The 25902-nt window shown below is 69.6% G+C and carries 25 protein-coding genes, 1 tRNA gene and 1 pseudogene; 11 read left to right on the top strand and 16 right to left on the bottom strand.

All coding sequences use genetic code 11. The features are described from left to right. Nucleotides 1–28: 28 nt before the first annotated feature. Nucleotides 29–220, bottom strand: a complete 192-nt coding sequence (locus tag ACTJK8_RS13205) for a flagellar protein FlhE (RefSeq protein WP_440762045.1) — start codon at nucleotides 218–220, stop codon at nucleotides 29–31. Next, a complete protein-coding gene (locus ACTJK8_RS13200) occupies nucleotides 217–498 on the bottom strand; it encodes a hypothetical protein (RefSeq protein WP_440762044.1) in 282 nt (93 codons plus the stop codon). The genes ACTJK8_RS13205 and ACTJK8_RS13200 overlap by 4 nt, the downstream gene beginning before the upstream one ends. Before the next feature lie 349 nt (nucleotides 499–847). On the opposite strand from ACTJK8_RS13200, the gene ACTJK8_RS13195 reads away from it, so the two are divergent. The 4 genes from ACTJK8_RS13195 to ACTJK8_RS13180 all read left to right on the top strand — a co-directional run bounded on the left by ACTJK8_RS13195 (nucleotide 848) and on the right by ACTJK8_RS13180 (nucleotide 5541). Then, complete coding sequence (locus ACTJK8_RS13195) at nucleotides 848–1513, top strand: ABC transporter ATP-binding protein (RefSeq protein WP_440762056.1); 666 nt, start codon at nucleotides 848–850, stop codon at nucleotides 1511–1513. Beyond that, nucleotides 1510–2712 carry an ABC transporter permease gene (locus ACTJK8_RS13190; RefSeq protein WP_440762043.1) on the top strand — a complete coding sequence of 401 codons (1203 nt, stop codon included), beginning with the start codon at nucleotides 1510–1512 and terminating at the stop codon, nucleotides 2710–2712. The genes ACTJK8_RS13195 and ACTJK8_RS13190 overlap by 4 nt, the downstream gene beginning before the upstream one ends. Before the next feature lie 4 nt (nucleotides 2713–2716). Continuing rightward, nucleotides 2717–4228, top strand: coding sequence for a TolC family protein (locus tag ACTJK8_RS13185; RefSeq protein ID WP_440762042.1), 1512 nt, complete (start codon nucleotides 2717–2719; stop codon nucleotides 4226–4228). Nucleotides 4229–4350: 122 nt separating this feature from the next. Further along, nucleotides 4351–5541 carry an efflux RND transporter periplasmic adaptor subunit gene (locus tag ACTJK8_RS13180; protein WP_440762041.1) on the top strand — a complete coding sequence of 397 codons (1191 nt, stop codon included), beginning with the start codon at nucleotides 4351–4353 and terminating at the stop codon, nucleotides 5539–5541. Nucleotides 5542–5743: 202 nt separating this feature from the next. Here ACTJK8_RS13180 and ACTJK8_RS13175 read toward each other — a convergent pair whose 3' ends face one another. The 3 genes from ACTJK8_RS13175 to ACTJK8_RS13165 are packed head-to-tail and all read right to left on the bottom strand — an operon-like array spanning nucleotide 5744 to nucleotide 6756. Then, nucleotides 5744–6145, bottom strand: coding sequence for a hypothetical protein (locus ACTJK8_RS13175; protein ID WP_440762040.1), 402 nt, complete (start codon nucleotides 6143–6145; stop codon nucleotides 5744–5746). A 29-nt stretch (nucleotides 6146–6174) separates the two neighbouring features. Beyond that, a complete protein-coding gene (locus ACTJK8_RS13170; protein ID WP_440762039.1) occupies nucleotides 6175–6489 on the bottom strand; it encodes a hypothetical protein in 315 nt (104 codons plus the stop codon). Nucleotides 6490–6513: 24 nt separating this feature from the next. Continuing rightward, complete coding sequence (locus tag ACTJK8_RS13165) at nucleotides 6514–6756, bottom strand: acyl-homoserine-lactone synthase (protein ID WP_440762038.1); 243 nt, start codon at nucleotides 6754–6756, stop codon at nucleotides 6514–6516. A 243-nt stretch (nucleotides 6757–6999) separates the two neighbouring features. On the opposite strand from ACTJK8_RS13165, the gene ACTJK8_RS13160 reads away from it, so the two are divergent. From ACTJK8_RS13160 to ACTJK8_RS13145, 4 genes are all read left to right on the top strand, one after another. Next, nucleotides 7000–7074, top strand: a tRNA-Thr gene (locus ACTJK8_RS13160). A 596-nt stretch (nucleotides 7075–7670) separates the two neighbouring features. Next, the gene (locus ACTJK8_RS13155; RefSeq protein WP_012320949.1) at nucleotides 7671–7889 is read left to right on the top strand and encodes a hypothetical protein; all 219 of its coding nucleotides are present in this window, start codon (nucleotides 7671–7673) and stop codon (nucleotides 7887–7889) included. 176 nt (nucleotides 7890–8065) lie between these two features. Then, on the top strand, nucleotides 8066–9280 hold the full coding sequence (locus ACTJK8_RS13150) for an ABC transporter substrate-binding protein (RefSeq protein WP_012320950.1): 1215 nt from the start codon (nucleotides 8066–8068) through the stop codon (nucleotides 9278–9280). Nucleotides 9281–9297: 17 nt separating this feature from the next. Further along, nucleotides 9298–10056: an SDR family oxidoreductase gene (locus ACTJK8_RS13145; RefSeq protein ID WP_012320951.1), complete on the top strand. Its 759-nt coding sequence runs from the start codon at nucleotides 9298–9300 to the stop codon at nucleotides 10054–10056. 121 nt (nucleotides 10057–10177) lie between these two features. On the opposite strand, the gene ACTJK8_RS13140 is transcribed toward ACTJK8_RS13145, so the two are convergent. After that, nucleotides 10178–10507 carry a hypothetical protein gene (locus ACTJK8_RS13140; RefSeq protein ID WP_234740832.1) on the bottom strand — a complete coding sequence of 110 codons (330 nt, stop codon included), beginning with the start codon at nucleotides 10505–10507 and terminating at the stop codon, nucleotides 10178–10180. Nucleotides 10508–10874: 367 nt separating this feature from the next. Between ACTJK8_RS13140 and ACTJK8_RS13135 the strand changes: the two genes are divergently transcribed. Together ACTJK8_RS13135 and ACTJK8_RS13130 are read left to right on the top strand one after the other, a co-directional pair. After that, the gene (locus ACTJK8_RS13135) at nucleotides 10875–11171 is read left to right on the top strand and encodes a NepR family anti-sigma factor (RefSeq protein ID WP_012320953.1); all 297 of its coding nucleotides are present in this window, start codon (nucleotides 10875–10877) and stop codon (nucleotides 11169–11171) included. Continuing rightward, entirely contained in the window at nucleotides 11168–11764 is a 597-nt protein-coding gene (locus tag ACTJK8_RS13130; protein WP_012320954.1) for a sigma-70 family RNA polymerase sigma factor, read from the top strand. The genes ACTJK8_RS13135 and ACTJK8_RS13130 overlap by 4 nt, the downstream gene beginning before the upstream one ends. A gap of 39 nt (nucleotides 11765–11803) precedes the next feature. Here ACTJK8_RS13130 and ACTJK8_RS13125 read toward each other — a convergent pair whose 3' ends face one another. From ACTJK8_RS13125 to chpT, 10 genes and pseudogenes are all read right to left on the bottom strand, one after another. Then, complete coding sequence (locus tag ACTJK8_RS13125; protein WP_076729757.1) at nucleotides 11804–12337, bottom strand: isochorismatase family protein; 534 nt, start codon at nucleotides 12335–12337, stop codon at nucleotides 11804–11806. 143 nt (nucleotides 12338–12480) lie between these two features. Continuing rightward, nucleotides 12481–13386: a tetratricopeptide repeat protein gene (locus ACTJK8_RS13120; RefSeq protein ID WP_012320956.1), complete on the bottom strand. Its 906-nt coding sequence runs from the start codon at nucleotides 13384–13386 to the stop codon at nucleotides 12481–12483. Between the two features lie 306 nt (nucleotides 13387–13692). Then, nucleotides 13693–14701: pseudogene (locus ACTJK8_RS13115) on the bottom strand (asparaginase). Nucleotides 14702–14855: 154 nt separating this feature from the next. Beyond that, a complete protein-coding gene (locus ACTJK8_RS13110) occupies nucleotides 14856–15512 on the bottom strand; it encodes a hypothetical protein (protein ID WP_024829012.1) in 657 nt (218 codons plus the stop codon). A 171-nt stretch (nucleotides 15513–15683) separates the two neighbouring features. Then, entirely contained in the window at nucleotides 15684–16547 is an 864-nt protein-coding gene (locus tag ACTJK8_RS13105; protein WP_012320959.1) for a CheR family methyltransferase, read from the bottom strand. Further along, nucleotides 16544–17761: a chemotaxis-specific protein-glutamate methyltransferase CheB gene (gene cheB, locus ACTJK8_RS13100; RefSeq protein WP_012320960.1), complete on the bottom strand. Its 1218-nt coding sequence runs from the start codon at nucleotides 17759–17761 to the stop codon at nucleotides 16544–16546. Before cheB ends, ACTJK8_RS13105 begins: the two co-directional genes overlap by 4 nt. A gap of 58 nt (nucleotides 17762–17819) precedes the next feature. Next, the gene (locus ACTJK8_RS13095) at nucleotides 17820–18212 is read right to left on the bottom strand and encodes a response regulator (protein ID WP_012320961.1); all 393 of its coding nucleotides are present in this window, start codon (nucleotides 18210–18212) and stop codon (nucleotides 17820–17822) included. An 11-nt stretch (nucleotides 18213–18223) separates the two neighbouring features. Beyond that, nucleotides 18224–18742, bottom strand: a complete 519-nt coding sequence (locus ACTJK8_RS13090) for a chemotaxis protein CheW (RefSeq protein ID WP_012320962.1) — start codon at nucleotides 18740–18742, stop codon at nucleotides 18224–18226. Nucleotides 18743–18848: 106 nt separating this feature from the next. After that, nucleotides 18849–21614: a hybrid sensor histidine kinase/response regulator gene (locus tag ACTJK8_RS13085; RefSeq protein ID WP_012320963.1), complete on the bottom strand. Its 2766-nt coding sequence runs from the start codon at nucleotides 21612–21614 to the stop codon at nucleotides 18849–18851. Between the two features lie 104 nt (nucleotides 21615–21718). Beyond that, nucleotides 21719–22429 (bottom strand): histidine phosphotransferase ChpT, encoded by a 711-nt coding sequence (gene chpT, locus ACTJK8_RS13080; RefSeq protein ID WP_012320964.1) that lies wholly within the window; start codon nucleotides 22427–22429, stop codon nucleotides 21719–21721. 429 nt (nucleotides 22430–22858) lie between these two features. Between chpT and ACTJK8_RS13075 the strand changes: the two genes are divergently transcribed. Further along, entirely contained in the window at nucleotides 22859–25864 is a 3006-nt protein-coding gene (locus ACTJK8_RS13075) for a bifunctional [glutamine synthetase] adenylyltransferase/[glutamine synthetase]-adenylyl-L-tyrosine phosphorylase (RefSeq protein WP_440762037.1), read from the top strand. The last annotated feature ends 38 nt before the right edge of the window (nucleotides 25865–25902 follow it).

Genomic DNA, 25902 nt, shown 5'->3' with positions numbered 1-25902 from the left:
ATCGCGACGCCTCAACATTAGCAGCCTGCTAATACGAGATATGAACGTCAAGCGACGCCTGATCATGGCTGCTGACGTTTACAAGTTTATTGTCTTTATCGTAGATGATATAAGATATTTCGAATGACTGTGAGGCGTCATCGCCGGCGAAGTATGTATCTTTAACAAAACCGCCTTCGCTTTGCGCACATCGATTTCCAAGGCAAAGTCTTACTGTCACCTTGTAGTCGGATTTATAATCAAATTTGTATGAGACATCTTTGATTTTGCGCCCGGCGCTAATTTAAAAGAAGACGGGCCGATTTTGTTGTCGCTATTTGAATAATACCTATTTGTATAATCGATGCTTGGAAGATACAGATATCCATAATAATAGTTGACCCTGTTCTGATCGTCGTAACCAGCACCTGTTGGTTCGACAGCATATGCGCCGTGACAATTCAAGGCGAAGAAGTTCATTATTGCAAATACAGCACCGAAGTTGCGCTTGAAAGACATCGCTATCTCGTTTCGTTGCCGACTCTTACTTGAGTCGGACGATATTTTTTCTTTTGGCTGGCTCTGTCAAGAAAAAATTCTTACAAGTAAGTAATGGTCTTTCGCCGGTTCGAAAACAATTGCTGTAATTACTTGACTGCCGATATGAGATTGCGATCAGATGCCATATTGTAGACATCCCCGGATATTTAGCATGTATATCTTGTTGACTTTTGTGATATTATGTGAGATCTATATCCATAAGACTATTTTAAGCTTGCTAGACGATGCCATTTAATTGGCCGCCTGCATTTTCTCATTGTGCGAATGACCAATGCTGAACATTAAAGACGCGACTAAGGGGTAAAAAATAGGTAATGACTTTATTTCGGTACTATCGCAAGTCAATCTTCGAATTCATAGCCGAGAAGTATGCGCCCTCATGGGTTCCTCTGGATCGGGTAAGACGACGCTGATGAACCTTGTCGGGTTACTCGATCGACCCGACCACGGTCAGATTCAGATCGACGGCCTGCCGACAGAAAATCTCTCTGATGACGAGATGGCCACGCTCCGCAACCAGCGGATCGGGTTCGTATTTCAAGCATTTCACCTGTTGCCTCGCCTATCGGCACTGGACAACGTCTCTTTACCCCTCGTCTACCGTGGGCTTAGGCGGCCCATCCGTAGATCGCGCGCCGCTGCGATGCTCCAGCATGTCGGCTTGGCAGAGCGTGCATCCCACCGACCGGACGAGATGTCGGGCGGCCAGCGTCAGCGCTTGGCGATCGCTCGTGCTCTCGTGGGTCAGCCCTCTCTTTTGCTCGCCGACGAACCGACGGGCAACTTAGATAGCCGAGGTGCCGAAGACATCATGGCGCTGTTCCTCGCCATCAACCGGGATCTCGGAGTCACTATCCTGATCGTCACCCACGATCCCGCAGTCGCAGCGTGCTGTCCACGCCGGATTATCATGCGGGATGGCCGCGTCCATGAAGACGACGGCGAACCGAATCATCCCGGTCAATCGTTGTGATTGAGCCGGCACGCGGTGCGCGATTAAATCAAATCATTCTTGATGCAATAGGGAATCTTCGAGCGCTCGGAAGCGAAGCATTTTTGGCGATTTTCGGCATTATCATTGGCACCGCTGCTGTAATTGCGATTCTTCATGTCGGTCACAACGCGCGGGCTGAAGCGATGAGGCAATTTGAAGCACTCGGTACCGATATTATAAGTATTTTTCTTCAAAGCGATGCCAAAAAACTCACTACATTTCCGGCCGATGTAGTTCGAAGTCTGCCCTGTCGTGGTTTAGGTTTGTCAATAGCCGTCCCGGTCATAACGAGCGGAACACTGCTGCGTTTCGGACGTGCTTCGCTTTATGCGAACCTCGTCGCTGCTGATGAAGCACTGTACGGATTAATGAATGCCACCGTCGTATCAGGACGACAAACCTCCCAACTCGACAAAAATGCGCCATTTGTGGTTCTGGGTGCTGATCTGGCGCGAACTGTCGAAAATGACTCCGGCAGACCTTTGCGGATCGGCAATACTGTGATGTTGAGCGATCAGGTTTTGGTCGTTATCGGAATCCTCGGGCGGACATCCTATAGTCCATTGCTCGGCCTCGATCTAAACCGAGCCGCTGTGATTCCTTTTGAGGCCGCGCACCGACTGATCGCGAAGCCTGGAATCACTAGAGTGGCCGCGCGTTTGGTCCGAGGGGCAGACGATCAAAAGACTGCTCGTCACGTTACTGATTACCTCTATCCATTTATGCGAGCCGGCAGCGTGCGAGTCGAGACCGCGAGACAGCTGATCAACGGCCTACAAAATCAGATGCGCATTTACGATCTATTGCTGTTCGGTATCGGTGCTGTCTCGCTGGTGGTAAGTGGCGCAGGGGTTATGAACGTGATGCTGATGAGCGTCATGAAGCGCCGACGCGAGATCGGCTTGCGCCTCGCGATTGGAGCGCGCCGCCGGGATATCGGCATCATGTTCTTGGCCGAGGCACTCGTCTTGTCTGCGCTCGGTTCGTTACTCGGGACCGGGCTTGGCACCCTCGCTGGCTGGATCTTCGCCCGGTCGTCGAACTGGCCGTTCCTACCTGCCCCCATGGCACTTCCCCTCGGAGCCGGCATGGCGGTGGCAGTCGGATTGTTTTTCGGCTTCTACCCGGCAGATCGCGCCGCGCGTCTCAACCCCATATCTGCTTTGCGCTCCGAGTAGGCGCATGGCGAGGCTGCGGCATTTCAAGGGTTTGGCGGTCAGCGTCGTGGCGGCGGCAATTCTGGCAACGTCCTCGGTTGCTGCTCGGCAGTCGCACAAGACGCCGCGTCATACCTTTAAGCCCACGTCATCTCTCCCGAATCAGGGCGCAGAAAAGACGGAACGGGCCGAGGTCAATGTTCCATTAACGTTGACTGACGCGGTGTCCCTAGCGCTGCGTGATAACCGCACAATCCGCGGCGCCTACCTCGATCGCATCATTCAGAAATTCGACCTGCGCGTCGCCGAGGACGGCTTCGCTCCCCATCTTGGCCTCTCCGGAGGCGCGGTGCGCCAACGCATCGCCGGAATCAACACCACCGCTCTCGAAGTCAGCCCTGGGATCGCCGCGCTGCTGCCCACCGGCGCCACACTCGGCTTCTCCTGGGCCAACCGCACTGCTGAAAGCCCCGGCCTCCGGACCCGCAGCACGGCGGGCGTCCTGTCGCTCACCCAGCCGCTCCTGCGCGGCGGCGGCGTCGACGTCACCCTCGCCCCCGTTCGCTCCGCACGGCTCGGCGAGCGCATCAACCAACTGCGGCTCAAAGCCACCGTTTCGGAGACCATCGGGCAGGTGATCTACGCCTACCGGGACCTGCTGCGCGCGCAAGAGGACGCGAGGCTTGCCCAGGCTGCTGTCGAACGAGCCGAGGAACTCCGCGACATCAACCGCAGCCTCATAGCGGCCGGACGCATGCCCGAGGTCGACATCGTCCAGACCGAGGCGGACCTCGAGAACCAGCGCCTGCGCGTCCTGGAGGCGACGCGCGCCCATGACGGCGCCCGCCTACATCTGCTGGATCTGCTCGCCCTTGACCTCGGCACGCGCATCAATGCGCGAGAGAGCACCGAGCCAGTGCAGGTGACTGCGCATGTGCCGCACCTGATGCGGGTAGCCCTGGCTCAGCGGCCCGACTACCTCGGTCAGCTTCTGGTTATCGAGCAGGGCAAACTCGGCCTGGTCGTCGCGGAGAACGAGCGGCTCTGGGATCTGTCGGTGTTCGCCGCCCGCTCATTCGGTCGCACGACGAATGAGGGCCCGCGCGCCAGCGGCACGAGTCTGTCGGACGTCACGGTCGGACTCGTATTCAACGCGCCCCTCAATGATCTCCGGCGCGACCAGCCCTACATCCAGGCGACCACCGGCCTGAAGAGTGCCGAGCTGCAGCTCGAGACCATCCGGCAGGGCATCGAGTTGCAGGTCCGTGGCTCTGCCAGTGACATCGCGATACGTTGGCGTCAGCTCGAGGGCGCCCGCCGCGCCCGCGATCTGGCAGCTCGCTCGGTCGAGATCGAGCGGGAAAAGCTCAAAGCCGAGCGCTCAGCGAACTATCAGGTGCGCGCACTAGAGGCCTATCTCCGCGCGGCCGAGAGCCAGCAGCTGGACGCGCGGATTGGCTACCTCAACGCACTGACGCTGCTCGACCTGCAGCTGGGGACGACGCTCGAAACATGGCATATCGCCTTGCGGGACTGAGCCGGGCGGTCGTCTCAGGACGGCACGCATGCGCCTTCGCACCGCGGCACGTACGCTGGGGCGTCGTTGCCGCGTTCTCCGGCGCGGTCGTCGGGCTCGCCATCTTGACCCGGCTCGGAGGCGTGCCGGCACCCAACCCGAGCGCGACGACGTTCAGTCAGCCGGGCGAAGAGCGCATCTTCACGGTCGTGCCGGTTGCCACGGCGTCCTTCGTGGCTCTGGCCGGTACGGTGGCGGCGGGCCGGTCCGTCGCAGTCGTGGCGCCGTTCGACGGCGTGATCCGCGAGCGGCGCACTCAGATCGGCGATCCGGTTCGGGCCGGCGAGGTGCTCGCGGTTCTGGATGACGGTGAGATCCAGACCCGATTGCGTGAGGCGGAGGCCGCCTTCCTGAAGAGTTCGATAGCGGTCGCGCTGCTCGACCGTTGGGCCGACAGCCCGGACGTGATCCGGGCTAGGCGCGTGTTGGAAGCCGCGGAGGCGAGCCTGACGGTGATCGAGCGGCAGGTACCGGAGATCAAGAAGCTGCTCGACCGCGGCATCGTCTCGCGCAACGAGTATGATGGTCTGGTGCAGCAGCGCGATATGCTGCGCAATAGTGCTGCCGGTGCCAGCCTGGATCTGCACACGACGCTTGAGCGCGGAAACGCGGACAACCGGCGGCTGGCCGAGCTGGAACTGCAGAACGCGCGAGCCCGCCTCGACGACCTGAAGGCCCAGGCTGCGGGACAGGCTGTCCGCGCTCCAATCGACGGCATCCTCGCCCGCCCTCCGGTCGGCCGCCAGGGTGGGCTGCCAGCAGTGGAGATCGAGAGCGGCGCCCATGTCAGTCGGGGCCAAGCGATGTTCGCGATCGCCGACACGACGACCCTGGTGGTGACCGGCCAAGTCGACGAGGTCGACGTCAACCGCATCCGAATCGGTCAGGTGGCCCAGATCAGCAGCGACGCCTTCCCAGGAGAACCAATCCAAGCCCGCCTCATTGGGATTAGCGCCGAAGCGGATGGCGAGCATGGAGGGGGCCGATCGCCCTCATTCCAGGTGCGGGCCGCTTTCTCGAGGGAGGCCACACGCGATCAGATTCGGTTGGGTATGTCCGCTCTGATGCGCATCCAGATCGCCAGCAACCCGCAGGCGCTCGTCGTGCCGATCGAGGCAGTGAGGGATGCCGCCACGAACCCGACCGTCCAAGTGCGCGATCGGCAGAGCGGTCAAGCCCGCCCTCAACAAGTCAGGCTTGGCTCCACACAGCAGAATGGCATTGAAATTCTTTCTGGCATTCAGCCTGGCGACGAGATCGCCATCCAAAGATAGATTATGCGGCTCACTCCCGACCGGGCAGCTCGGCACGCTCGGCGATCGTGGTGGCGGTCGAAGCTCGGTCGGCCGCGTTAGCGAGTGCCTATGCAAATCCGAGCGCGGGCGGATGCCCTGAGGCGGTAGGATCTTCGGCGTGGCGTCGGCCCGCCTTGCGCCGTGTCATCCCACGGAGAAGGCGAAGCGACAGATCCGCTGTTCAGCTAGGCTGAACAACCGGTAGATCGTGGGTCATCGTGAGGGCGATCTTCAGCGCTTGCTCAACGAGCGCCCAATCCAGCCCCGCGTTCGCCGCCTCGCCTGGCATGTTGCTCAACGGATCCCGGTGAGTGACGAACGTGCGGGCCAGAAACGCTTCAATCTTGGCCTCGACGGTATGCTCGGCTTCGACTTCGCGGTCGAGGAGGCTACGGCGTTCGAGTTCGCCGTTGACCCTGTCGGCGAGCTTCATGAAGCCCTGCCCGATATCCTCAAGCGTGGCGGCGAACTGATACGGCAAGCCTGGCGAGCTACAGAGCTCTTCCACGAGAGTGGTGTAAAGGGCCAAGGTGACCTCGCGGTACACCCGGAAGAACAGCACGCTTTGCGCGGCGAGTGACATCGGTCGTGCTCCTCTCGGCGGTCCGAACGTTACTGAATTGTGGCTTCGAGCTGCCCGCGCCTCACGAGGCCGTGCGGCAGGCGAAGCTGAGCGCTTGGCCAAGCCGCGAAGGCCGCCTGCGCAGCATTCAGGGTGCGGCCGGTCGCCTGGGCGTAGACCGGGACGATCTTGGAGCCTTCGTAGGAGGTCGGAAGGGCGAGCGGTCGGACATCCCAGCCGGTGTCGAGCAGCCGCGGGATATGCGCGGGATGGAACTCGATGAGCAAGCCGTCGAGATTCAGAGCATGGACCACCAGCGCTATGGCACCAGAAACAGCCGCGGCGAATAGGTCGGCATCCGGCATCTCACGTCTCCTCGCGACGATCGCTTAGCGTGTCCATTCGTAGATCGCCGGTCCCTTCGGAGCGGAGCCGCCTTGCATGATCTCAGGGTACAGGTGCGAGAGAAGGTGTGGCCTCGTCGTCGGCAGGAACCTGGCGTAGGCGACGATCTCGTCATCTTCCTCGCCGAGGAGGTGGAACGCGGCCGGGCCGTCAAACAGGTCCCGTTCACGCCCGTCGGGTCTTCGGCAAGCCTCCCAACTCCTGGTCGGTGATCTCCTTCGCCTCAAACAGCTCGGAGACGGGCGCAGGGTCCTTGGCCATTCGATCCTGTGCCGTAAAGTGTGCCGACTCTTGTGCCGACCCCCGATTTCCTCGGGAGCCGGCCTGTTGGGCTCGCTCGAAGGGCAACGCGAACGAGCAGTGAACGGAGTGTGCCGAGTTCTGTGCCTTGACGAAACGCCTACAATCGTAGTCAAAGACGCTCCTGACGCACCGAAACCGCCAATTTCCTCAATGGTTTCAGGGCGCCTGCCGGTGTAGCACAGCGGTAGTGCAGCGGTTTTGTAAACCGAAGGTCGGGGGTTCGATCCCCTCCGCCGGCACCATGAAATTCGAGCGCTGAGGCCTGTTCTCGCCTCTGCCAAGACCCTCGCGCCCCAGCCGGTGTGACGGGGGATAGCGGCGGATGCGTCCCGCTGGCCGTCTGCCGGCAGCTCCGGCCCTGCACGCGGCGCCCGCGCGGCGCGGACATCATCCGGCAAAGTGCGTCGGCTACGGCCGAGCTTGTCGGTGGCCTAAGCCCCCGCCGGCCGTCCACGCCCGCTTGGCAGCATCTCCGACCGGAGCGGGCGGGCGTGGATCGCCGCCGGCGTTGCGGACTCCACGAATGCGTGAGCGGCCGCCGATGGTGCGAGAGGATGCACCGAGCGCGTCGGATCGGCGCCACAGCTGAGCGGTGGACGCCGCTCGACCGCCACGCCTGGGCCCTGGAACCCCCTCGAGGTCGCGGTGAGCGGGCGCGGAGCCGCCGGCGAGCGTTCCGGGCGACGGCCCTGAGCGCGACGGCGGTCGCCAGCCCGGCGACCCTTCGGTCGGCGCGCGTGAAATCACGGGTCCCTCCCCCATACGCGGGACGCGCCCCGAGCCCTGGGAGTCCAATCTCTCCGCTGGCGCCGACGCTGCGCCGCTCGGGAGGACATCCATGGCCACCGCCCTGCTCCCCGCGCTCCGGCGCACCGTGCTGCTGTCCGTTCTGGCGTTCGCCGCCGCCAGCCTGGTGTTCGGCACGGTGATGCTGACCTCGCCGCCGATCAGCGAGGCGGCCATCTCGACCTTGACGGACGACGGGATCATCCCGCCGGTCACCAACTGCGAGTTCCTGCCGAGCGGGGACGTCAACAGCTGTACCGTGTACCGCTGAGCGCGCGAGGCCCGACCGCGCGCCCGGCCCGAGGTCTTCGGCACCGCCGGCGCGACACATCCGGCCGCGGCCTGTCTCGCCGGCCCCGGATCCGGTCGCGGACCGGCGCTTGACGCTGGGATGCCAGCGTGCCCTCCTGGCCGAAAGACAGAACCATTCGCGGAGGACGGCCCACGATGGCGTTGATCCGGAGCTGCGTCCTCTCGGTCGCGATCGGCATCGCCGTGCTCGCCGGACCGGCCGCCGCCGAGCCGATCCGCGTCAAGGTCGGCGTCCTCAACGACATGTCGGGCGTCTACGCCGATACCGGCGGCAAGGGCTCCGTCGTCGCCGCGCAGATGGCGGTCGAGGATTTCGCCAAGACCAGCCCGGACGTGCAGGTCGAGATCGTCTCGGCCGACCACCAGAACAAGCCCGACGTCGGCGCCGCCGTCGCCCGCCAGTGGTACGACCGCGACGGCGTGGACGCGATCCTCGACGTGCCGACCTCCTCGGTGGCGCTGGCGGTGAGCCAGGTCACCCGCGAGAAGAACAAGATCTTCATCGACTCGGGGGCCGGCACCACGGAGCTGACCGGCAAGCAATGCTCGCCGAACACGATCCAGTGGACCTACGACACCTACGCCCTCGCGCACGGCACGGCCGGCGCCATGCTCAAGCGCGGCGGCGACACGTGGTACTTCCTCACCGCCGACTACGCGTTCGGCCTCTCCCTGCAGAACGAGGCGAAGGCCGTGATCGACGCGGGCGGCGGGCGGGTGCTGGGCGCCGCCCGAGTCCCGTTCCCCGCCACGGACTTCTCCTCGTTCCTGCTGCAGGCGCAGGCCTCGGGCGCGAAGGTGGTGGGTCTGGCCAACGCGGGTGGCGACACGGTCAACGCGGTCAAGCAGGCGCACGAGTTCGGGCTGACCGACGGCGGCCAAAAGCTCGCCGCCCTGCTGATCTACGCCGTGGACGTCCACGCGATCGGCCTGCAGACCGCGCAGGGGCTGGTGCTGACCGAGTCGTTCTACTGGGATCTCAACCCGGAGACGCGGGCCTTCTCGGAGCGCTTCTACCCGCGCAACGGCAACACCATGCCGACGATGAACCATGCGGGCGTCTATGCCGGGCTCCTGCACTACCTGAAGGCCGTGGCGGCCACGAAGTCCACGGACCCGCAGAAGACCATGGCGTGGATGAAGGCCAACCCGACCGACGACCCGCTGTTCGGCAAGGGCGTCGTCCGGGCGGACGGGCGCAAGATCCACCCGATGTACCTGTTCGCCGTGAAGGCGCCGTCCGAGTCGAAGGGTCCGTGGGACCTCTACGAGCTCCTCGACACGATCCCCGCCGAGCAGGCCTTCCGCCCTCTGGCCGAGGGTGGCTGCCCGCTCGTCGCCAAGCCGTAGGGACGGGGCCGAAAGCCATGATGCGCGCGCTCGAAGGGCAGGTCGCCTGGGTGACGGGGGCCGGATCCGGCATCGGGCAGGCGGCCGCCCTGGCGCTGGCGCGGGCCGGGATGCGGCTCGCGCTCACGGGACGGGGGCGGGAGGCCCTCGCGCGCACCGCGGAGCTCGTCCGCGCGGCGGGCGGCGAGGCGCTGGTCGTCCCGGCCGACATGGGCGTGGCCGGCGACGTGCAGCGCGCCTGGGAGACGGTTCACGCCGCGTGGCGGCGCTGCGATCTGCTGGTGAACGCGGCGGGCCTCAACGTGCCTCAGCGCGGCTGGAGCGAGATCACGCCGGCCGGCATCGACGCCGTGGTCGGCGTCAATCTCAACGGCCCCTTCTACGCGGCGCGGGCGGTGCTGCCGACCATGCGGGCGCAGCGGGGCGGCCTGATCATCCACGTCTCCTCCTGGGCCGGCCGCTACGTCTCCAAGCTGACGGGGCCGGCCTATTCCGCCGCCAAGCACGGGCTCGTGGCGCTCTCGGAGAGCCTGAACCAGGAGGAGTGCGGGCACGGCATCCGGTCCTGCTGCATCTGCCCGGGCGAGGTCGCGACGCCCCTCCTCGACAAGCGGCCGGTTCCGGTCACCGCGGAGGACCGCGGGCGCATGCTGCAGGCGGAGGATCTCGCCGAGACGATCCTGTTCGTCGCCCGCCTGCCGGCCTCCGTCTGCGTCAACGAGATCCTGATCAGCCCCACCTGGAACCGCGGCTATCTCGAGGGCGTGAAGCTCTGAGCGGTGCCGTCCCGGCGCGCTCGGACGGCGCGCGATCCGCGCGCGGGAGCCGCCGGCGCGGAGGACGCGGATCACGAACCCCGCGTCGAGGCGGGTCGCCCCGCCGAGCGGCCGGCCCGTGTCAGCGGTAGGGCTTTCCGCCCTTCATGATCGCCATACGGTAGCCCTCGGGATGAAGCGCCTTGCCGAGGGGATCCACGATCCGGACGTCGGTGTGACCCGCCGCGAGCCAAGCTTTCGCGAGTACGACCGCGCTGGCCGCCCGGGCCCTGGTCTGCTGAATGACGCCGTTCGGCGCCTTGGCAGTGATGACATACTGCAGATACTGAGAACCAGCATGTGTCATTGGGCAAACAGACAGCAATCGGCGCGCCCGTCCTACAAGGTAGGTTAGAATCCCGGGCGCGGGCGCTCGAATTTTCGGGCCACCCGCGCGCGCATCGCCGCTCATGCCCCGGGTCCGCCCGGTCGCCGTACGCCGGTCGGCCGGCGCGAATGCCGGAACGCCCCTTGCCCCGCGGCGCGCCGCGACCCGCTCACCCCCCGTTCATGCAGGCCGGGCGAGTGTCGCCACGGCCAAGCTAAAGATAAGTATTTCTGATCTGTATCTGAGATTATACGGATTAATCTCGGCACAAGCTGGGCTGTTTCAAGATTAAGATTTGATGAATGCCGAGTTCAGAACCGATTAAATCCACCGCGCCTACCAGCGCTGCCCGAAGGCGATGAGACGCGTCTTCGCCGAACCGATGGGGACAACGGTCCGGCGGACCGCCGGGCCCCGCGGGGCCGCATCGCGCACGCCAGGGGGCGCGACCATGTCAGGGACCGAGGACGATCCAGGGATTCCGGACGCCGCCGGCGCGGCGGACGCGGCCGGACCGGTCGCCGCGGCCTCGTCACGCGCGGTGCCGGGCCGGACGCCGGATCCGGCGCTTCGTCCGGCACGGCGGGACGGCGGGCCCGGCCGGCCGATCGACGACGGGGCGCGGGACCGGATCGGGCGCGGCCTGCGCCTGCACTACGCCGGCGTCCTGGCCCTGCCGATTCCGGACCGGCTCCGGACGCTGCTCGACGAGCTCGCCGCCCACTCCGACACGGAGGCCTCGCGATGACCCTGATGCTGCAAGCCGCTCCCGCGGGGAGCGGGTCCGGTCCGGTGCCCCGGGGCGCCGACGCCGAGATGCGCGACCTCCTGCTGGGAGCGATCCCGGCGCTGCGGGCCTTCGCGTTCTCGCTGACCTACGACCTCGACCGCTCGGACGATCTCGTGCAGGACACGCTCGTGCGCGCCTGGGTCAACGCCGCCAGCTTCCGCCGCGGGACCAACCTGACCGCGTGGCTGTTCACGATCCTGCGGAACCTGTTCTACTCGGAGCAGCGCAAGCGCAAGCGCGAGGTCGAGGATGCCGACGGCGTCCATGCCGGGCGCCTGACCGCCCTCCCCGAGCAGGAGATCCGGATGGAGATGGCGCAGTTCCAGAGCGCGCTGAACCAGCTGCCGCCGGCCCAGCGCGAGGCGCTGGTCCTGGTCGGCGCCCAGAGCTTCACCTACGAGGAGGCCGCGGCCATCTGCGGCGTGGCGGTGGGCACGATCAAGAGCCGGGTCAGCCGCGCCCGGACCCGCCTGATCGAGGTGCTGGGCATGACCGGCACCGACGATATCGGGCCCGACCCGCAGACCCGCGCGGCCCTCGACGGCCCCTGAGGCGCGCTCCGCAGCGGGACCCGGACGCCGCCCCGGCGCCTACTTGATGAGCCTCACCACGTCGCGGAACCGCCTGTGTCGCGCCGTGCCGAGCCACTCGAACACCACCATCTCGGCGGTGACGATCTCGGCGCCGTGGGCCGCCATCCGGGCGAGCGCGGCCTCCCGGTTCTCGACCCGCCGCGAGCCCACGGCGTCGGCCACCACGGCGACCCCGCGGCCGGCCTCGCGCAGGCCGAGAACCGTCTGCAGCACGCAGACATGGGCCTCGCAGCCGCTGACCACGAGGTCGCGGTCCGCGGGCAGGCGTTCCAGGAAGCCGGGCGTCCGGGTCGCGCCGAAGCTCATCTTGGCGAAGGCCGTCCCGGGCTCGGGCGCCAGGGCCGGCACGGTCGGCCCGAGGCCGCCGGCATTCTGCTCGGTGACCAGGACCGGGACGTCGAGCAGCTTCGCGGCGGCGGTGAGGCGGCCCGTATTGGCGATGACTCCGGCCCCGTCGGCGATCGCCGGCATCAGCCGGGTCTGAACGTCGATGACGAGGAGGAGCGAGCGGGTGGGGTCGATCAGCGGCATGGGTCTGTGATCCCTCCGGACGGGTCCCGACGGGGACGGGCGGGCCACCCGCGCCGCATCCTCGCCCCATCGGGCCCGCTTGGGACCGCGCCCGCCGGCATGACAGGTGCGCGTCTCGACCGCGACCCCGCCGTCGCATTGCCCTAGCGGAGCGCGATGTCTCCGGGGACGCCCGCGGCCGCGGCCCCGCCGGCGGCCTTCTCGAACCACCGCCGGGCGGCGTCGAAATCCTGCTTCACCCCGCGACCGTTGAGGTAGAGGAAGCCGAGATTGTTCATCGCCTCCGCGTGGCCGGCGGCGGCCGCCTTCTCGAACCAGCGGCGGGCCGCGGCGTCGTCCGGCTTCACGCCCTGGCCGTTCAGGTAGAGGCTGCCGAGGTTGTTCATCGCGTCCACGTTGCCGCCGGCGACCGCCTTCTCGAACCAGCGGCGGGCCGCGGGGGCGTCCGGCTTCACGCCCAGACCGTTGAGGTGCAGGCTGCCGAGGGCGTTCATCGCGTCGACGTTGCCGCCGGCGGCGGCCTTCCCGAACCAGGAGGCGGCCGCGCCGTAATCCTGCCCGACACCCTGACCGTTGGTGTAGAGAAGCCCGAGATTGTACATGGCCGACGCGGCACCGGCGGCCGCGGCCTTCTCGTACCAGCTGCGGGCGGCGGCGTAGTCCTGCGCCACGCCCTGGCCGGCATCGTAGAGGCTGCCGAGGTTGTTCATGGCCTCGGCGTTGCCGGCGCGGGCGGCCTTCTCGAACCACGCGGCCGCGGCGGCGTAATCCTGCTTCACGCCCTGCCCGTTGTAGTACAGGCTGCCGAGGTTGAGCATGGCATCGACGTCGCCACCGGCGGCGGACTTCTCGAACCAGCGTCCGGCCGTGCCGAAATCCTGCTTCACGCCCTGGCCGTTGATGTAGAGGATCCCGAGATTGTACATCGCGGCAGCGCTGGCGCCGGTGGCCAGCGTCGCGGAGGCGCTCCGGGCGGTCTCCGCCCGGGCGCCCAGTCCGGACAGGACCGAGAGCGCCAGCGTCATGGAAACGATGGATGTCGCGCGCATGGCCGTGAATCCCTGTGCGGGCACGCGAACCGTCATGCCCTGCGCGGAAGCCGATCCTGAGCATCTTCCGCAATGCTGATGGCGTCTTTCAGAACCTTGTTCCGTCCGATGACAGTCTTCCGGGACGAGGCCCCTTCAGCTGGACTGCACCGAACTGATCCGTGAGCTATCCGGGTCCGGCAGGACTTTCTGGACCAAATCGCACATGCGGCCCGCCGCGCCGGCGCGTTCCGCAGGCGCGCGACGGGCTCGCGCCTGGCAGCCCACGCGCGTCGGGGAGCGTCCGGGGCCCGGCGGGCGCGGCGCCTAGTAGGTCGCGAACAGCCGCGCCACCGCCTCGGGCTCCGCCGTGACGGTCAGCGCCAGGGCGAGCAGGATCCGGGCCTTCTGCGGGGTGAGGTTGTCGGCGCTGAGGATGCCGCGGCTGCGCAGCCGGGTGGTGAGCGGGACCACCCCGCTGCCGGCCCGGGTCGACATCACCACCACGATCCCGGCGGCGGCCGCCGCCTCCAGGGCCTCGGCCTCGGCGGGCGGGGTCATGCCGGGGGCGAGACCGGCCGCGACGAGGCCGCGCGCGCCGGCGGCCAGGAAGGCTCGGACCGCGGTGCCGTCGGCGTCGGCGTATCCGTAGGCGACGTCGACCCGCGGCAGCGCCGACAGCGTCCGGATGTCGAACGGCGTGCCCGGCGCGTGCGCCCGCTCGGAGCGGCGGTAGTAGCGGACGGACTCGCCGTCGACGTGGCCGAGCACGCCGAAATCCGGGGTCCGGAAGGTCTGGAGCCGCGCCACCGAGGTCTTGGTCACCTCGCGGGCCGCCTGGATCTCGTCGTTGAGCACCACCAGCACGCCGCGCCCGCGGGAGGCCGGCGCCGNNNNCGGCCGCCACGAGGTTCAGCTTGGCATCCGTGGAGAGGGCGCTCATCGGCCGCTGCGAGCCCACCAGCACCACCGGCAGATCCACCGTCAGGGTCAGGCTGAGGGCGTAGGCGGTCTCCTCCAGGGTGGCGGTGCCGTGCCCGATGACGATGCCGGCGAGATCCGGGTGCTCGGCCGCGAGGCGCTCGCACAGGCGGACGAGGTCGCGCCACTCGGCGAATCCGATCGCCGGGCTCGGGACCGCCCGGAACGGCACCGGCACCACCGTGGCGACCGTCGCGAGTTCCGGGACGGCGTCCAGGATCGCGCCGGCCTCGAGGCGCCGGTCGGTGGCGGTGTAGTCGAGGATGTCGAGGGCGTCGCGGCCGAGGGACGAGATCGTCCCGCCCGTGCCGATGAACGCGACCTTGGGCAATCCGGTCCCCGATCCTGCCGCCATGCCGTCTCTCCCGATCCTGTCCGACGCCGTGATGCCGCGTCGCGCGGCCGCGGTCGACCCCGGCCGCGCGCAGGCGGGCGATGCGCCGGGCGGGAGGCCCGCCGAGCGCGCCCCGGCCCCGCGCCCCGGCCCCTCGCCGGGACGGGCCGCGGCCTCAGCTGCGGAAGTCGACCAGAAGCGCCGAGGCGGTGCCGCCGTTGGCGGTGCCGCTCGCCCCGTAGCCGGCGCTGACCGACTGGCTGCTCTGGAGCTGCTGGATGAAGGTGGACAGCAGGTCGTTCGTCGTCCGCGCCGCGGAGGTGGTCGACGTCGAGGCCGCCGCGGAGGCCGACGCGGAGGCCGACGTCCCGCTCCCGGCGCTGCCCGCGGCGTCCGCCGGCGGCGGGCCGGGCGGGGGCCCGGGCGGCGGGCCGGCCGGACCGGCGACGTCGCCGATGCCGTCGCCGGCGGCGTCGCCGCTCTGGGTGCTCCGGCCGTGGCTGGCGAACAGGTTCTTCAGTTCCGCGGCCTGGTCGGCGGTGAGGCTGCCGCTGCTGACCTGATCGGCGATCAGACCGTCGATCCGGTCCTTCATCGAGGACGGGTCGAGCTTCGACCCTGTCGCGGTGCTGCCCGAGGCGGAGCTGGCCGACGACAGGCTCGAATCGATGCTGCTCAGGGCGCTCGTGAGCGCCGTCGCGTCGGTGCTGCTGATCGTGCCGGCCGACAGCGCGCCGCTGATCGTGTCGGACATCCGGGTCTGGGGCGACGGAGGCGGCGACCATCGCTGCGCGGCGAGCTGTGCTGCCGCGGTGGACGTGAGGGTACTCATGACGGGGCTCGGGTCACGGATGAGCCGGATTCGCCCGGCGGCGGGTCCGTGTGCAAATTACCCACGCGGTTCTTAAAGCCGCGTTTCCGGGATCGCCCGGATCCCTGCCGCGGGGTCGGGTGCGCCGACGGCTCGGAGCCGGGGCGCGACCGGGAACCCCGATCGCGCCGCTCAGAGGCTCGCGGCCATGCGCAGCGGCGCCGCCTCGGCCGGGCGCAGCGCGGCCTCGGCGTGGCCGTAGAGGCCGCGGTGCTTCGGGTTCGGCGACAGCCGGTCGGTCAGGCCGATCACCGTCTCGGCGGCGCCGAGCAGGAGCGCGCCCTCCGGGGCGAGCTGCGCCGCGAGCCGCGCCAGGACGTCCGACTTGGTCGGCGCGTCGAAGTAGATCAGCACGTTGCGGCAGTAGATCACGTCGAACTGGCCCAGCGAGGCGAAGCTGTGCAGCAGGTTGAGCTGCCGGTAATCCACCATGCTGCGCAGGCTCTGGGCGATCTGCCACTGCTCGCCGACCTGGGTGAAGTACTTGATCAGCCACTGCACCGGCAGGCCGCGCTGGACCTCGAAATGGCTGTACAGCCCGAGCTTGGCCTTCTCGATCACCTCGGTCGACAGGTCGGTGGCGACGATCTCCACCTGCCAGCCGGCGAGCCGCGGCGCCGCCTCCTGGAGGAGCATGGCCAGCGAGTACGGCTCCTGCCCGGTGGAGGCCGCCGCGCACCAGATCCGCAGCCGGCGGCGGCCGGCATTGCGCGCCAGCACGTCCGGCAGGAGCGTGTCGCGGAACAGGTCGAAGGGGATCCGGTCGCGGAAGAAGAAGGTCTCGTTCGTGGTCATGGCCTCGACCACGGCCCGCTCGATCGTGCTGTTCTGGGCGAGCTTGAGGGTGCCGATCAGGTCGCCGAGGCTGGCGAGGCCGAAGCGGCGGCAGACCGGGGTCAGCCGGCTCTCCACGAGGTAGCGCTTCTCCGGCGTCAGCGCGAGGCCGGAGCGCTGCTTCAGGAAGGTGCGCAGGAATTCGAACTCGAGTTCGGTCATGCCGGCTGCCCCGTGATCAGGGCGCGCAGCGCCGTCGCGAGCTCGGGCAGCGGCAGCACGGCCTCGGCGAGCCCGGCCCGCGCGACGCTGCCCGGCATGCCCCAGACCGTGCTGGTGGCCTCGTCCTGGGCGAGGACCGGGCCGCCGGCCTCGGTGAGCGCCCGGGCGCCGTTGGTCCCGTCCGAGCCCATGCCGGTGAGGATCACCGTCGCGGTGGCGGCGCCGAACACGACCGCCGCGTCCTTGAACAGCACGTCGACCGCGGGGCGGCAGAAATTCACCGGCGGGCCGTCGGTGAGCTTGATGATCGGGCCGCCGGCCCCGGCGGCCAGCCCCATGTGGCGGCCGCCCGGGGCCACGTAGATGCGGCCCGGCTCGACCCGCTCCTCGGCCTTGCCCTCGGCCGCCGGGAGCCCGGTGCGGGTGGACAGGTGCTCGGCGAAGACCGCCGTGAAGATCGGCGGCATGTGCTGGACGATCAGGACCGGCAGGCGCCGCAGGGCGGCCGCGCCGATGCCCTCCAGCATCTCGCCCACGGCCCGCGGCCCGCCCGTGGACGAGCCGATCAGCAGGGCCCGGGGCTGGGTCCGGTTGCGGACCTTGGGCCGCAGGGTGAAGGGGGTCGCCGGGCGCGCCGCGGCGGCCGGCGCCGGATGCGCCGCGGCCGGCACGGCCACGGGTGCGGGCGCGGCGTGGTGCCCCGGGGCGTGGCCGGCGGGCGCGGCGGCCGGGCGCCGGTTCCGCGCGCGGGCGGAGCCGAACACGCGGACGCGCTCGATCAGCTCGACCCGGAACGTGTCCGAGGTGGTGACGCCGCGGCTGCTCTCCGGCTTGGCGATGTAGTCCACCGCGCCGAGGGCGAGGCATTTCAGCGAGATGTCGGCGTTGCGCGTCGTCAGCGTCGACATCATCACGACCTGCACGCTCGGGCTCATGGCGAGCATGCGCGGCAGCGCGGTCGTGCCGTCGAGTTCCGGCATCTCGATGTCGAGCAGGACCACGTCCGGGTCGTGCTTGGCCATCAGCTCGAGGGCGATCCGGCCGTTCGAGGCCGTGCCGACGAGCTCGAATCCGGCCTCGCCGATCCAGCGGGCGACGAGGCCGCGCACCACGGCCGAATCGTCGGCCACCAGGACACGGATCGCCGTGGCCGATGAGGTCGTGCTCTGGGTTGGCGGCGTGCGCAGCGGGGCGACCGCGGGACTCAGGGCCATGATGATTGCCTCGGGTGCAGGGTCGCGGGGCTCGGGCCGCGGGTCAGGGAGCGGGCGATCAGGCCGCGTCGGCGACGAGACCGACCTGTTCGAGCTTGGCCGTCAGGATGTCGCGGTCGAAGGGCTTCATGATGTACTCGTCGGCCCCCGCCCGGAGGGCGCGGGCGATCGCCCCGACGTCGTTCTCGGTCGTGCAGAACAGGACCTTCGGCGCGCCCCCGCCCTCGCTCTGGCGCAGGGCCTGGAGGAACGCGTAGCCGTCCATGTTCGGCATGTTCCAGTCGAGCAGGATGGCGTCGGGCATGCTGGCCGCGCAGGCTTCGAGGGCGGCGCTGCCGTCCTCGGCCTCGCTGACGTTCATGCCGAGATCCTCGATGATCCGCCGGGCGACCTTCCGGATCACCGCGGAATCGTCCACCACCAGGCAGGTGGTCTCGTGGGGCGCCTTCATCGACCTCTCCCTCAAGCCGCCTTGGCGCCGGCGGGCGTGAAGCCGAGGAGCGCGTCCACGTCGAGGATCACCAGGAGCCGCCCGTCGAGGCGGTGGACGCAGGTGGCGAGGTCGCGGAAGCGCGGATCCAGGTTGATCGGCACCGCCTCGCGGCTGTCGGCGCCGAGCTTGAGCACCTCGCCGACGCCGTCGACCACCAGCGCGAAGGTCTCGCCGGCCTGCTCCAGGCCGATCGCCATCTTGGGGCTGGCCTTGGTGCCGTCCGCCTCGGCCTCCGCGTCGGGCAGGCCCAGGCGCCGGCGCAGGCTCATAGCCGTCACGACCCGGCCGCGCAGGTTCAGGAGGCCGACGATCTCGGCCGGCGCCAGGGGCACCGGCGTGACGCCCGACGGGACGAAGACGTCGTGGACCCGCTCGATCGCCAGGCCGAACAGCGTCTCGCCGACATAGACCGTGACGAAGTCGTCGGTGGCGCCGGTCTCGACCCCGTTGGTGGTGGCGCCGCTGGTGTTGGCGTTGGCAGCCTGCATCGGAACTCTCCGGATTCGTTCGTCGCGATCGTCGCGATCGGCATGGGGCGATCGGCCTGGGTCGATCGGCGCGGGTCGATCGCCCTGGGGCGGTCGGCGCGGAGGCTCAGGCGGCTTTCGACACCGTGGCGGCGCCGATCTCGGCCAGCGCCGAGATCAGGCCGCTGCGGTCGAACTTCGCCACGAGGTCGCTGATCGCGAGCGCCCGCGCCTTCTCCACCGCGTCGGCGCCGATCGCGCCGGTGAGCCCGATCACCGGGAGCCCGGCGAGGCGCGGCTCGGCCCGCCGCATGGCGGCGACGAGGTCGAAGCCGCTGCGGCCCGGCATCTCCAGGTCGGTGACCACCACCTCGATCTGCGGATCGGACTGGAGGGTCGACAGGGCCGTCTCGGCGCTCGACGCCGTGACCACCTGGTAGCCCGCGGCCTTCAGCACCGGGCTCAGCATGTCGCGGAAGAAGGCCGAGTCGTCGACCAGCAGGATCGTGGAGATCTGCTCGGGCCGCTTCAGGCCGCGCGCCCAGTCGTCGTAGGCCAGCGGCAGGAAGTGGGCGATGTTGATGATGTCGGTCGCCCGGCCCCGCAGCACCGCCGAGCCGATCAGGTCCGACCGGTCCGCGGCGATCTCGATGTCGAGGCGCTCCTCGACGATGTCGACGATCTCGTCGACCACGAGGCCCATGGCGCGCTCGCCGTCGGAGAACACCACCAGGGCCTGCGTGCCCTCCGACTTGATGGTGATCGCCGCGTCGGCCGGGACCAGGGGCATCAGGCGCCCGCGGTACTGGATCAGCGCGCGGCCGCCCAGCCACTCGACCTTGGCGCACTCGATCTCCTCGAGGCGGGTGACCAGCGACAGCGGCACCGCCTTGAAGCTGCCCTGGCCGCCCTTGAACACCAGGAGCGTGGTCTTGGTGTCGGCCATCTCGACCGCCTCGTCGGCGTCGGCGTCGATGTGGCCGCCGCTGCCCTGGACGCCCTGCGCCACCTGGCGGGCCACGCCGTTCGGATCGACGATCAGCACCACGGCACCGTCGCCGAGGATCGTGTTGCCGGCAAACATCGGGATGTGCCGCAGCTTCACCGACATCGGCTTCACGACGATCTCCTCCGTGTGGAAGACCTCGTCGACGAGGATGCCGAAGCGCTCGCGCCCGACCTGGGCGACCACCACGAAGCCGGCCTGCTCCGCCTCGCCGCCCGGGCTCGACTGCCCGAGCAGGCCGGTGAGCGAGACGATCGGCAGGAGTCGCTCGCGCAGGCGCAGCACCGGCGCGCCGTTGATGTGCTCGACCCGCTGCGCCCCGGCATCGACCCGGACCAGCTCCAGAACCGCCACCTGCGGCAGGGCGAAGCGGTGCTCGCCGGCCCGCACGATCAGGGCGGCCACGATGGCCAGCGTCAGCGGGATCTTGATGGTGAAGGTGGTGCCGCGGCCCGCCGTGGTGGCGATGTCGATCAGGCCGCCGATGGTCTCGATGTTGGTCTTGACCACGTCCATACCGACGCCGCGGCCCGAGACCGAGGTCACCGCCGCCGCCGTCGAGAAGCCGGCGTGGAAGATGAACTTGGCGACCTGGGCGTCGGTCATCCGCTCGACATCGGCCTGGGAGGCGAGGCCGCGCTCCACCGCCTTCTTGCGGATGGCCGCGAGGTTCAGGCCCTTGCCGTCGTCGGCGATCTCGATCGTGATCGTGCCGCCCTCGTGGTAGGCGGCGAGCCGGATCGTGCCGCGGGCGGGCTTGCCCGCCGCCACGCGCTCGGCGGTCGATTCGAGGCCGTGATCCGCCGAGTTGCGGACCATGTGGGTCAGCGGGTCCTTGATGACCTCGAGGACCTGCCGGTCGAGCTCGGTCTCGTTGCCGACCATCACGAGGTCGATCTGCTTGCCGAGCTCGGCCGAGAGGTCGCGCACCACGCGCGGCAGCTTCTGCCACGCGTTGCCGATCGGCTGCATGCGCGTCTTCATGACGCCTTCCTGCAGCTCGGCGGTGACGTGCGACAGGCGCTGCAGCGGGACCTTGTAGCTCGAATCCTCGTGCCGGCGGGCGATCTCGAGGAGCTGGTTGCGGGTCAGCACCAGCTCCGAGACCATCGTCATCAGGTGCTCGAGCGTGTCGACGTTCACCCGGATCGTCTGGTTCTTGGCGGCGGCGGTCGCCTCGCCCTCGACGGCCTCGGCCTTCTCGGCGCGCGCCGGCTCGGCCTTCTCGGCCTCGACGGGCTCGGCCCGGGCCGGTTCGGGCCTCTTCTCGGCCTTCGGCGCCGCGCTGGCGGCGGGCGCCGGAGCGGGGGCGACGGCGGCCGCAGGCGCGGGCACCGGAGCCGGGGCGGCCGGCGGCGGCGGGAGGAAATCCGATTCGTCCGGACCGGGGGCGGCCAGGAAGGCGGCCTCCAGATCGTCCAGGGAGACCTCACCGGGCTTCAGCTCGCGGACCACCGGATCGGGCAGGACCGGCTCGGGCGGCGGCGGCGGGGCGGCGGCCGCCGGCTCGGGCGAGCCCTCGGCCATGCGCTCGAGGGCGGAGATGAGGTCATCGTCCGAGCCCGCGGGCTCGGTGCCGGTGGCCTCCAGATCGGCCAGGATGGCCTTCAGCCGGTCCAGCGTCAGCAGGATCAGGGTCACGGAATCGGACGTGGCGGGCAGCCCGTCGCGGAATCGACCCATCAAGGTCTCGGCGGCGTGCGCCAGGGCTTCGAGCCGCGGGAGGCCGAGAAACCCGCAGGTTCCCTTGATCGTGTGGACGAGTCTGAAAATATTCCGCAGAATAGTCTCGTTGTTCGGATCCTGCTCGAATCGAACCAATTCTGCATCGACCGTGTCGAGATGCTCCCCGCTCTCGGTCAAAAACTCGCGAAGCAGGTCGTCCATAGGCGCTACTCGTTACGCGGAGAAGGTCTCGCGCAACCTACTTACTCGCGCGGGGTTAGGGAAGCGTTTCCATCCCGGCCCCGCGCGGCGCCTTTTTCAGAGTTTCACGCCAGCGCCGTGTCCGAAGCCTCTCCATCGGGGTCTTCGGACGCGTCGATCACTGCGGGCGTGGCGGTGATAGTCACTTCATCGCCCTCGATGGCGAAGCGCACGTCCATGGCGGCGGCCCGCGCCACGAGGCCGGCGTAGAACGGCAGGATGCCGTGGGCGTCGACGGTGCCGCTCTCGGGCCGGCCGGCCATCAGCTCCTCGACGTGGGGCGGGATGCGGGCGTGGGAGCCCTTGGCCTTGAGCACCAGCGTGGGCGCCTCGCCGTCGCCGGAGACGACGACGTCGATCACGCCGCCCCGGGGAATCGCCGAGGTGGCGATCATCACGAGATTGAGCAGGAGCTTGACCTTGTTCTTCGGGAACAGCGCCTGCGGGGCGCTCCAGGTCAGCTTGGTCTTGTCGTCGGCGAACATGCCCTTGGCCACGCTCTCGGCGTCGGCGAGGTCGATCGAGGCGCCGGCGGACCCGGCCGCCCCGAAGGCGATCCGGGCGAATTTCAGCCGCGCCGAGGCCTGCCGGGCGCTCTTGCCGATCAGCTCCAGGGCGAAGGTGCGCATCGATTCGTCCTGATCGTCCTCCAGGACCTCCAGCCCGTTCACGATCGCGCCGACGGGGCTGATCACGTCGTGGCAGACGCGGGAGCAGAGCAGGGCGGCGAGGTCGAGGCCGTCGAGATTCAGGGTCGGCGAGGTCGGGGAGGACATGGTGCGCTCCGGGCGGGCGGATCTGAGGTGCGGACGTCTGCGGGCCGGGGCCCCGAGTGGGGCTGCCGGTTCCCGGCCGCCCGGTTCTCGGCCGCCCGGTCCTCGGCCGCCCCTGCGGCGATCGAGTCGCCCGAAGGGATCCCGCGCGGCCCGCGGGCCGGACCGGGGGCGACGACCGGTCCGCACGGATAGACGCCACGGTCGGCTTTGAAAAGCGTTACCGGATCGGACGGAAGGCCGGGCCGCGCCCCGATTCCGGGCCCGCGCGGCCGCGAAGCCGCCGCCGCGGCCCTGGAACGGCCGCGAAGCCGGACCCATCCCTGGCCGCATCGTGAACGCGCGGCGCCCGCCCGGCGCCGCGCGCGGGGCCGGACACGGGCGGCCCGGTCGGCTACGATGCCGGCCCCGTCGCGCCAGGGAGGATGCGGCATGAGAGACGAGACCGATCCCCGGAACGGATCGGCGAGCGGATCGGCCACGACGCTGCGCGCGGGCCTGCGCCCCCGGCTCGGGCTCGCCGACCCGGACGCCGCGCGGGCCCGGCTCGCCGAGCTCGCGCCGGCGCTGCCGGCCGGCTTCCTGACGCCGGCCTGCCGGGACCTGCTCCTGGGCCTCGCGGACCACTCCCCCTTCCTCTGGCGGGCGGCCACCCGGTCGCCCGAGCGCCTCGTCGCCCTGCTGGAGCAGTCGCCGGACGCGGCGAGCCGGGACATCATCGCGCGGCAGCGCGGGGTCGGCGCCGCCTGCGGGGCGAATCCCGACCTCGCCGAGGTCGGCCGGCGGCTGCGCGCCAACCGGGAGGCGCACGCCCTCCTGGTCGCCCTGGCGGATCTCGGCGGCTGCTGGGACCTCGACGCGGTGACCGGCGCCCTGTCGGCCTTCGCCGACGCCTCGGTGAGCGCGGCGGTGGAGGCGCTCCTCCGGCAGGGGATGGCGGCCGGGCGGTACCGGCCCAGGGATCCGGAGGCGCCGCAGGACGGATCGGGCCTGATCGTCCTGGGCCTGGGCAAGCTCGGCGGCTGCGAGCTGAACTACTCGAGCGACATCGACCTCGTCGTCTTCTACGAGGCGGAGCCCGCCGCCGCGGCGACCGGCGGCGACCCGAAGCCCTTCCTGGTGAAGCTGGCGCAGGGGCTGGTGAAGCTCCTGGCCGACCGGACCGCCGACGGCTACGTCCACCGCATCGACTACCGGCTGCGGCCGGATCCGGGCTCGACCGCGGTGGCGCTCTCCACCGGCTTCGCCTTCGACTACTACCAGACGCTCGGCCAGAACTGGGAGCGCGCGGCCTTCATCAAGGCCCGGCCGATCGCCGGCGACATCCCGGCCGGCGAGGCCTTCCTGGCGGAGCTCGCGCCGTTCATCTGGCGCCGGCACTTCGACTTCCCGGCCATCGCCGAGATCCACGCCCTGAAGCGGCAGATCCACATGGTCCGCGGCCACGAGACCGTCGCGGTCGGCGGCCACGACATCAAGATCGGCCGCGGCGGCATCCGGGAGATCGAATTCTTCGTCCAGACGCAGCAGCTCGTCTTCGGCGGCCGCAAGCCCGCCCTGCGGGGCCGCCGGACCGTCGCGATGCTCGGCGAGCTCGTCGCCGAGGGCTGGATCGACGGGCGGGCCCGGGACGAGCTCGCCGCGGCCTACGCCTTCCTGCGCACCCTCGAGCACCGGATCCAGATGATCCGGGACGAGCAGACCCAGCGCCTGCCCACCGGGACCGAGGCGCTGACCGCGCTCGCCCTGTTCGCGGGCTTCCCCGACCTGCCGGCCTTCGAGGCAGCCCTGCTCCACCATGCCGGGCGGGTCCAGGCGCACTACGCCCTGCTGTTCGAGGCGGAGCCGGAGGCCGGCGCGGACGGGGCCGCCCTGGTCTTCGGCGAGAGCGAGCCGGATCCCGAGACCCTGGCGCGGCTCGGCGCCTTCGGGTTCCGGGACCCGCGCCTGGCCTGGGAGACCGTGCAGGGCTGGCATCTCGGCCGCCGCCCGGCCCTGCGGACCGGCCGGGCCCGGGAGATCCTCGCCGAGATGCTCCCGGCGCTGCTGCGCGCGCTCGGCGGGACCGCCGACCCCGACGCGGCGCTCCTCGCCCTCGACCGGGCCTTCGCGCGCATGCCCGCGGTGGCCGAACTCCTCGCCATCCTGCGCTCGCACGAGCGCCTGCGCCTGCTGTTCGCCGACATCCTGGGGACGGCGCCGCGCCTCGCCGACACGGTCGGCCTGAGCCCGCACGTCCTCGACACCGTGCTCGACGCCGATTTCGTGACGCCGACCACGGATCCGGGAGAGGTCCGCGCGCAGTACCGGGCGCTCCTGGGCCAGCCGGCGAGCCACGAGGAGAGCCTCGACCGCTGCCGGGACGCCACGCGGCAGATGGCCTTCGTCACCGGCGCCCGCCTGCTGTCGGGCATCCTCACCCCGCGCCAGGCCGGGGAAGCCTACGCGGCGATCGCCGAGGCCACGGTGGCGCTGAGCCTGGAGGCGGAGGAGCGCCGGTTCGCCCTGGACCACGGCGCGGTGCCGGCGGGGCGCTGCTGCGTCCTGGCGCTGGGCCGCCTCGGATCCCGGCAGCTCAGCGCCGAATCCGACCTCGACCTCGTGTTCCTGTACGATTTCGACCCGGAGAACCGCACCAGCGACGGACGGCGCCCCCTCGACGCCGTGGTCGCCTACAACCGGCTGGCGCAGCGCGTCTTCGCGGCGCTCACCACGGCCACGCGGCGCGGCCGGCTCTACGCCGTCGACCTGCGGCTGCGGCCCTACGGCAGCCACAGCCCGCCGGCCGTGCAGCTCAGCGGCTTCGCGGCCTATCACGGCGGCGAGGCGGAGCTCTGGGAGCACATGGCGCTCGCCCGCGCCCGGGTCGTCGCCGGCGACGCCACCCTGGCGGCCGACGTCACGGCCGCGATCGCCGGGATCCTCCGGCAGCCGCGCGAGACCGCCGCCGTCTGCGCCGAGGCGGGCGCGATGCGGGCCCTGGTCGCGCGGGAGCGGGGCCATGCCGGCCCCTACGACCTGAAGCTCGCCCCCGGCGCGCTGTTCGACCTCGACTTCCTCGCCCAGGCCATCGTGCTGAGCCAGGCCCATGACTGGCCCGGCTGCATCGGCCTCGGCGCGGAGGCGCTGTTCCGGGCGGCGACGGCGCGCGGCCTCCTGCCCGCGGCGGCGGGCGAGGCCCTCGCCGAGACCTACGGGTTCCTCGACGCCGTCTACCAGTGGCAGCGGCTCGTGATGGCCGATCCCGCCGCCGAGCCGTCCGAGACCGCGTCCCGGCAGATCGCTAAGGCCGTGGGCCTCCCCGACGCGCGCGGCCTCGCGGCGGAGCTGCGCCGCCACCGCCGCCGGAGCCAGGCCCTGCTGGCGCGGATCCGGCGGACGGTGCGGCTGCCGTCGCGGATGCCGGCCGCCGCGCGGGAGCCCCCGGAGCGCCCATGAGGTGGCGCTCCGGCCGGAGGCCGTCGACAATCCCCCGC

The organism is Methylobacterium sp. 22177 (assembly GCF_052045615.1).
Lineage (GTDB): Bacteria > Pseudomonadota > Alphaproteobacteria > Rhizobiales > Beijerinckiaceae > Methylobacterium > Methylobacterium radiotolerans.
The sequence above is the reverse complement of the archived record's forward strand: the minus strand, read 5'-3'. Positions and strand labels throughout refer to the sequence as shown.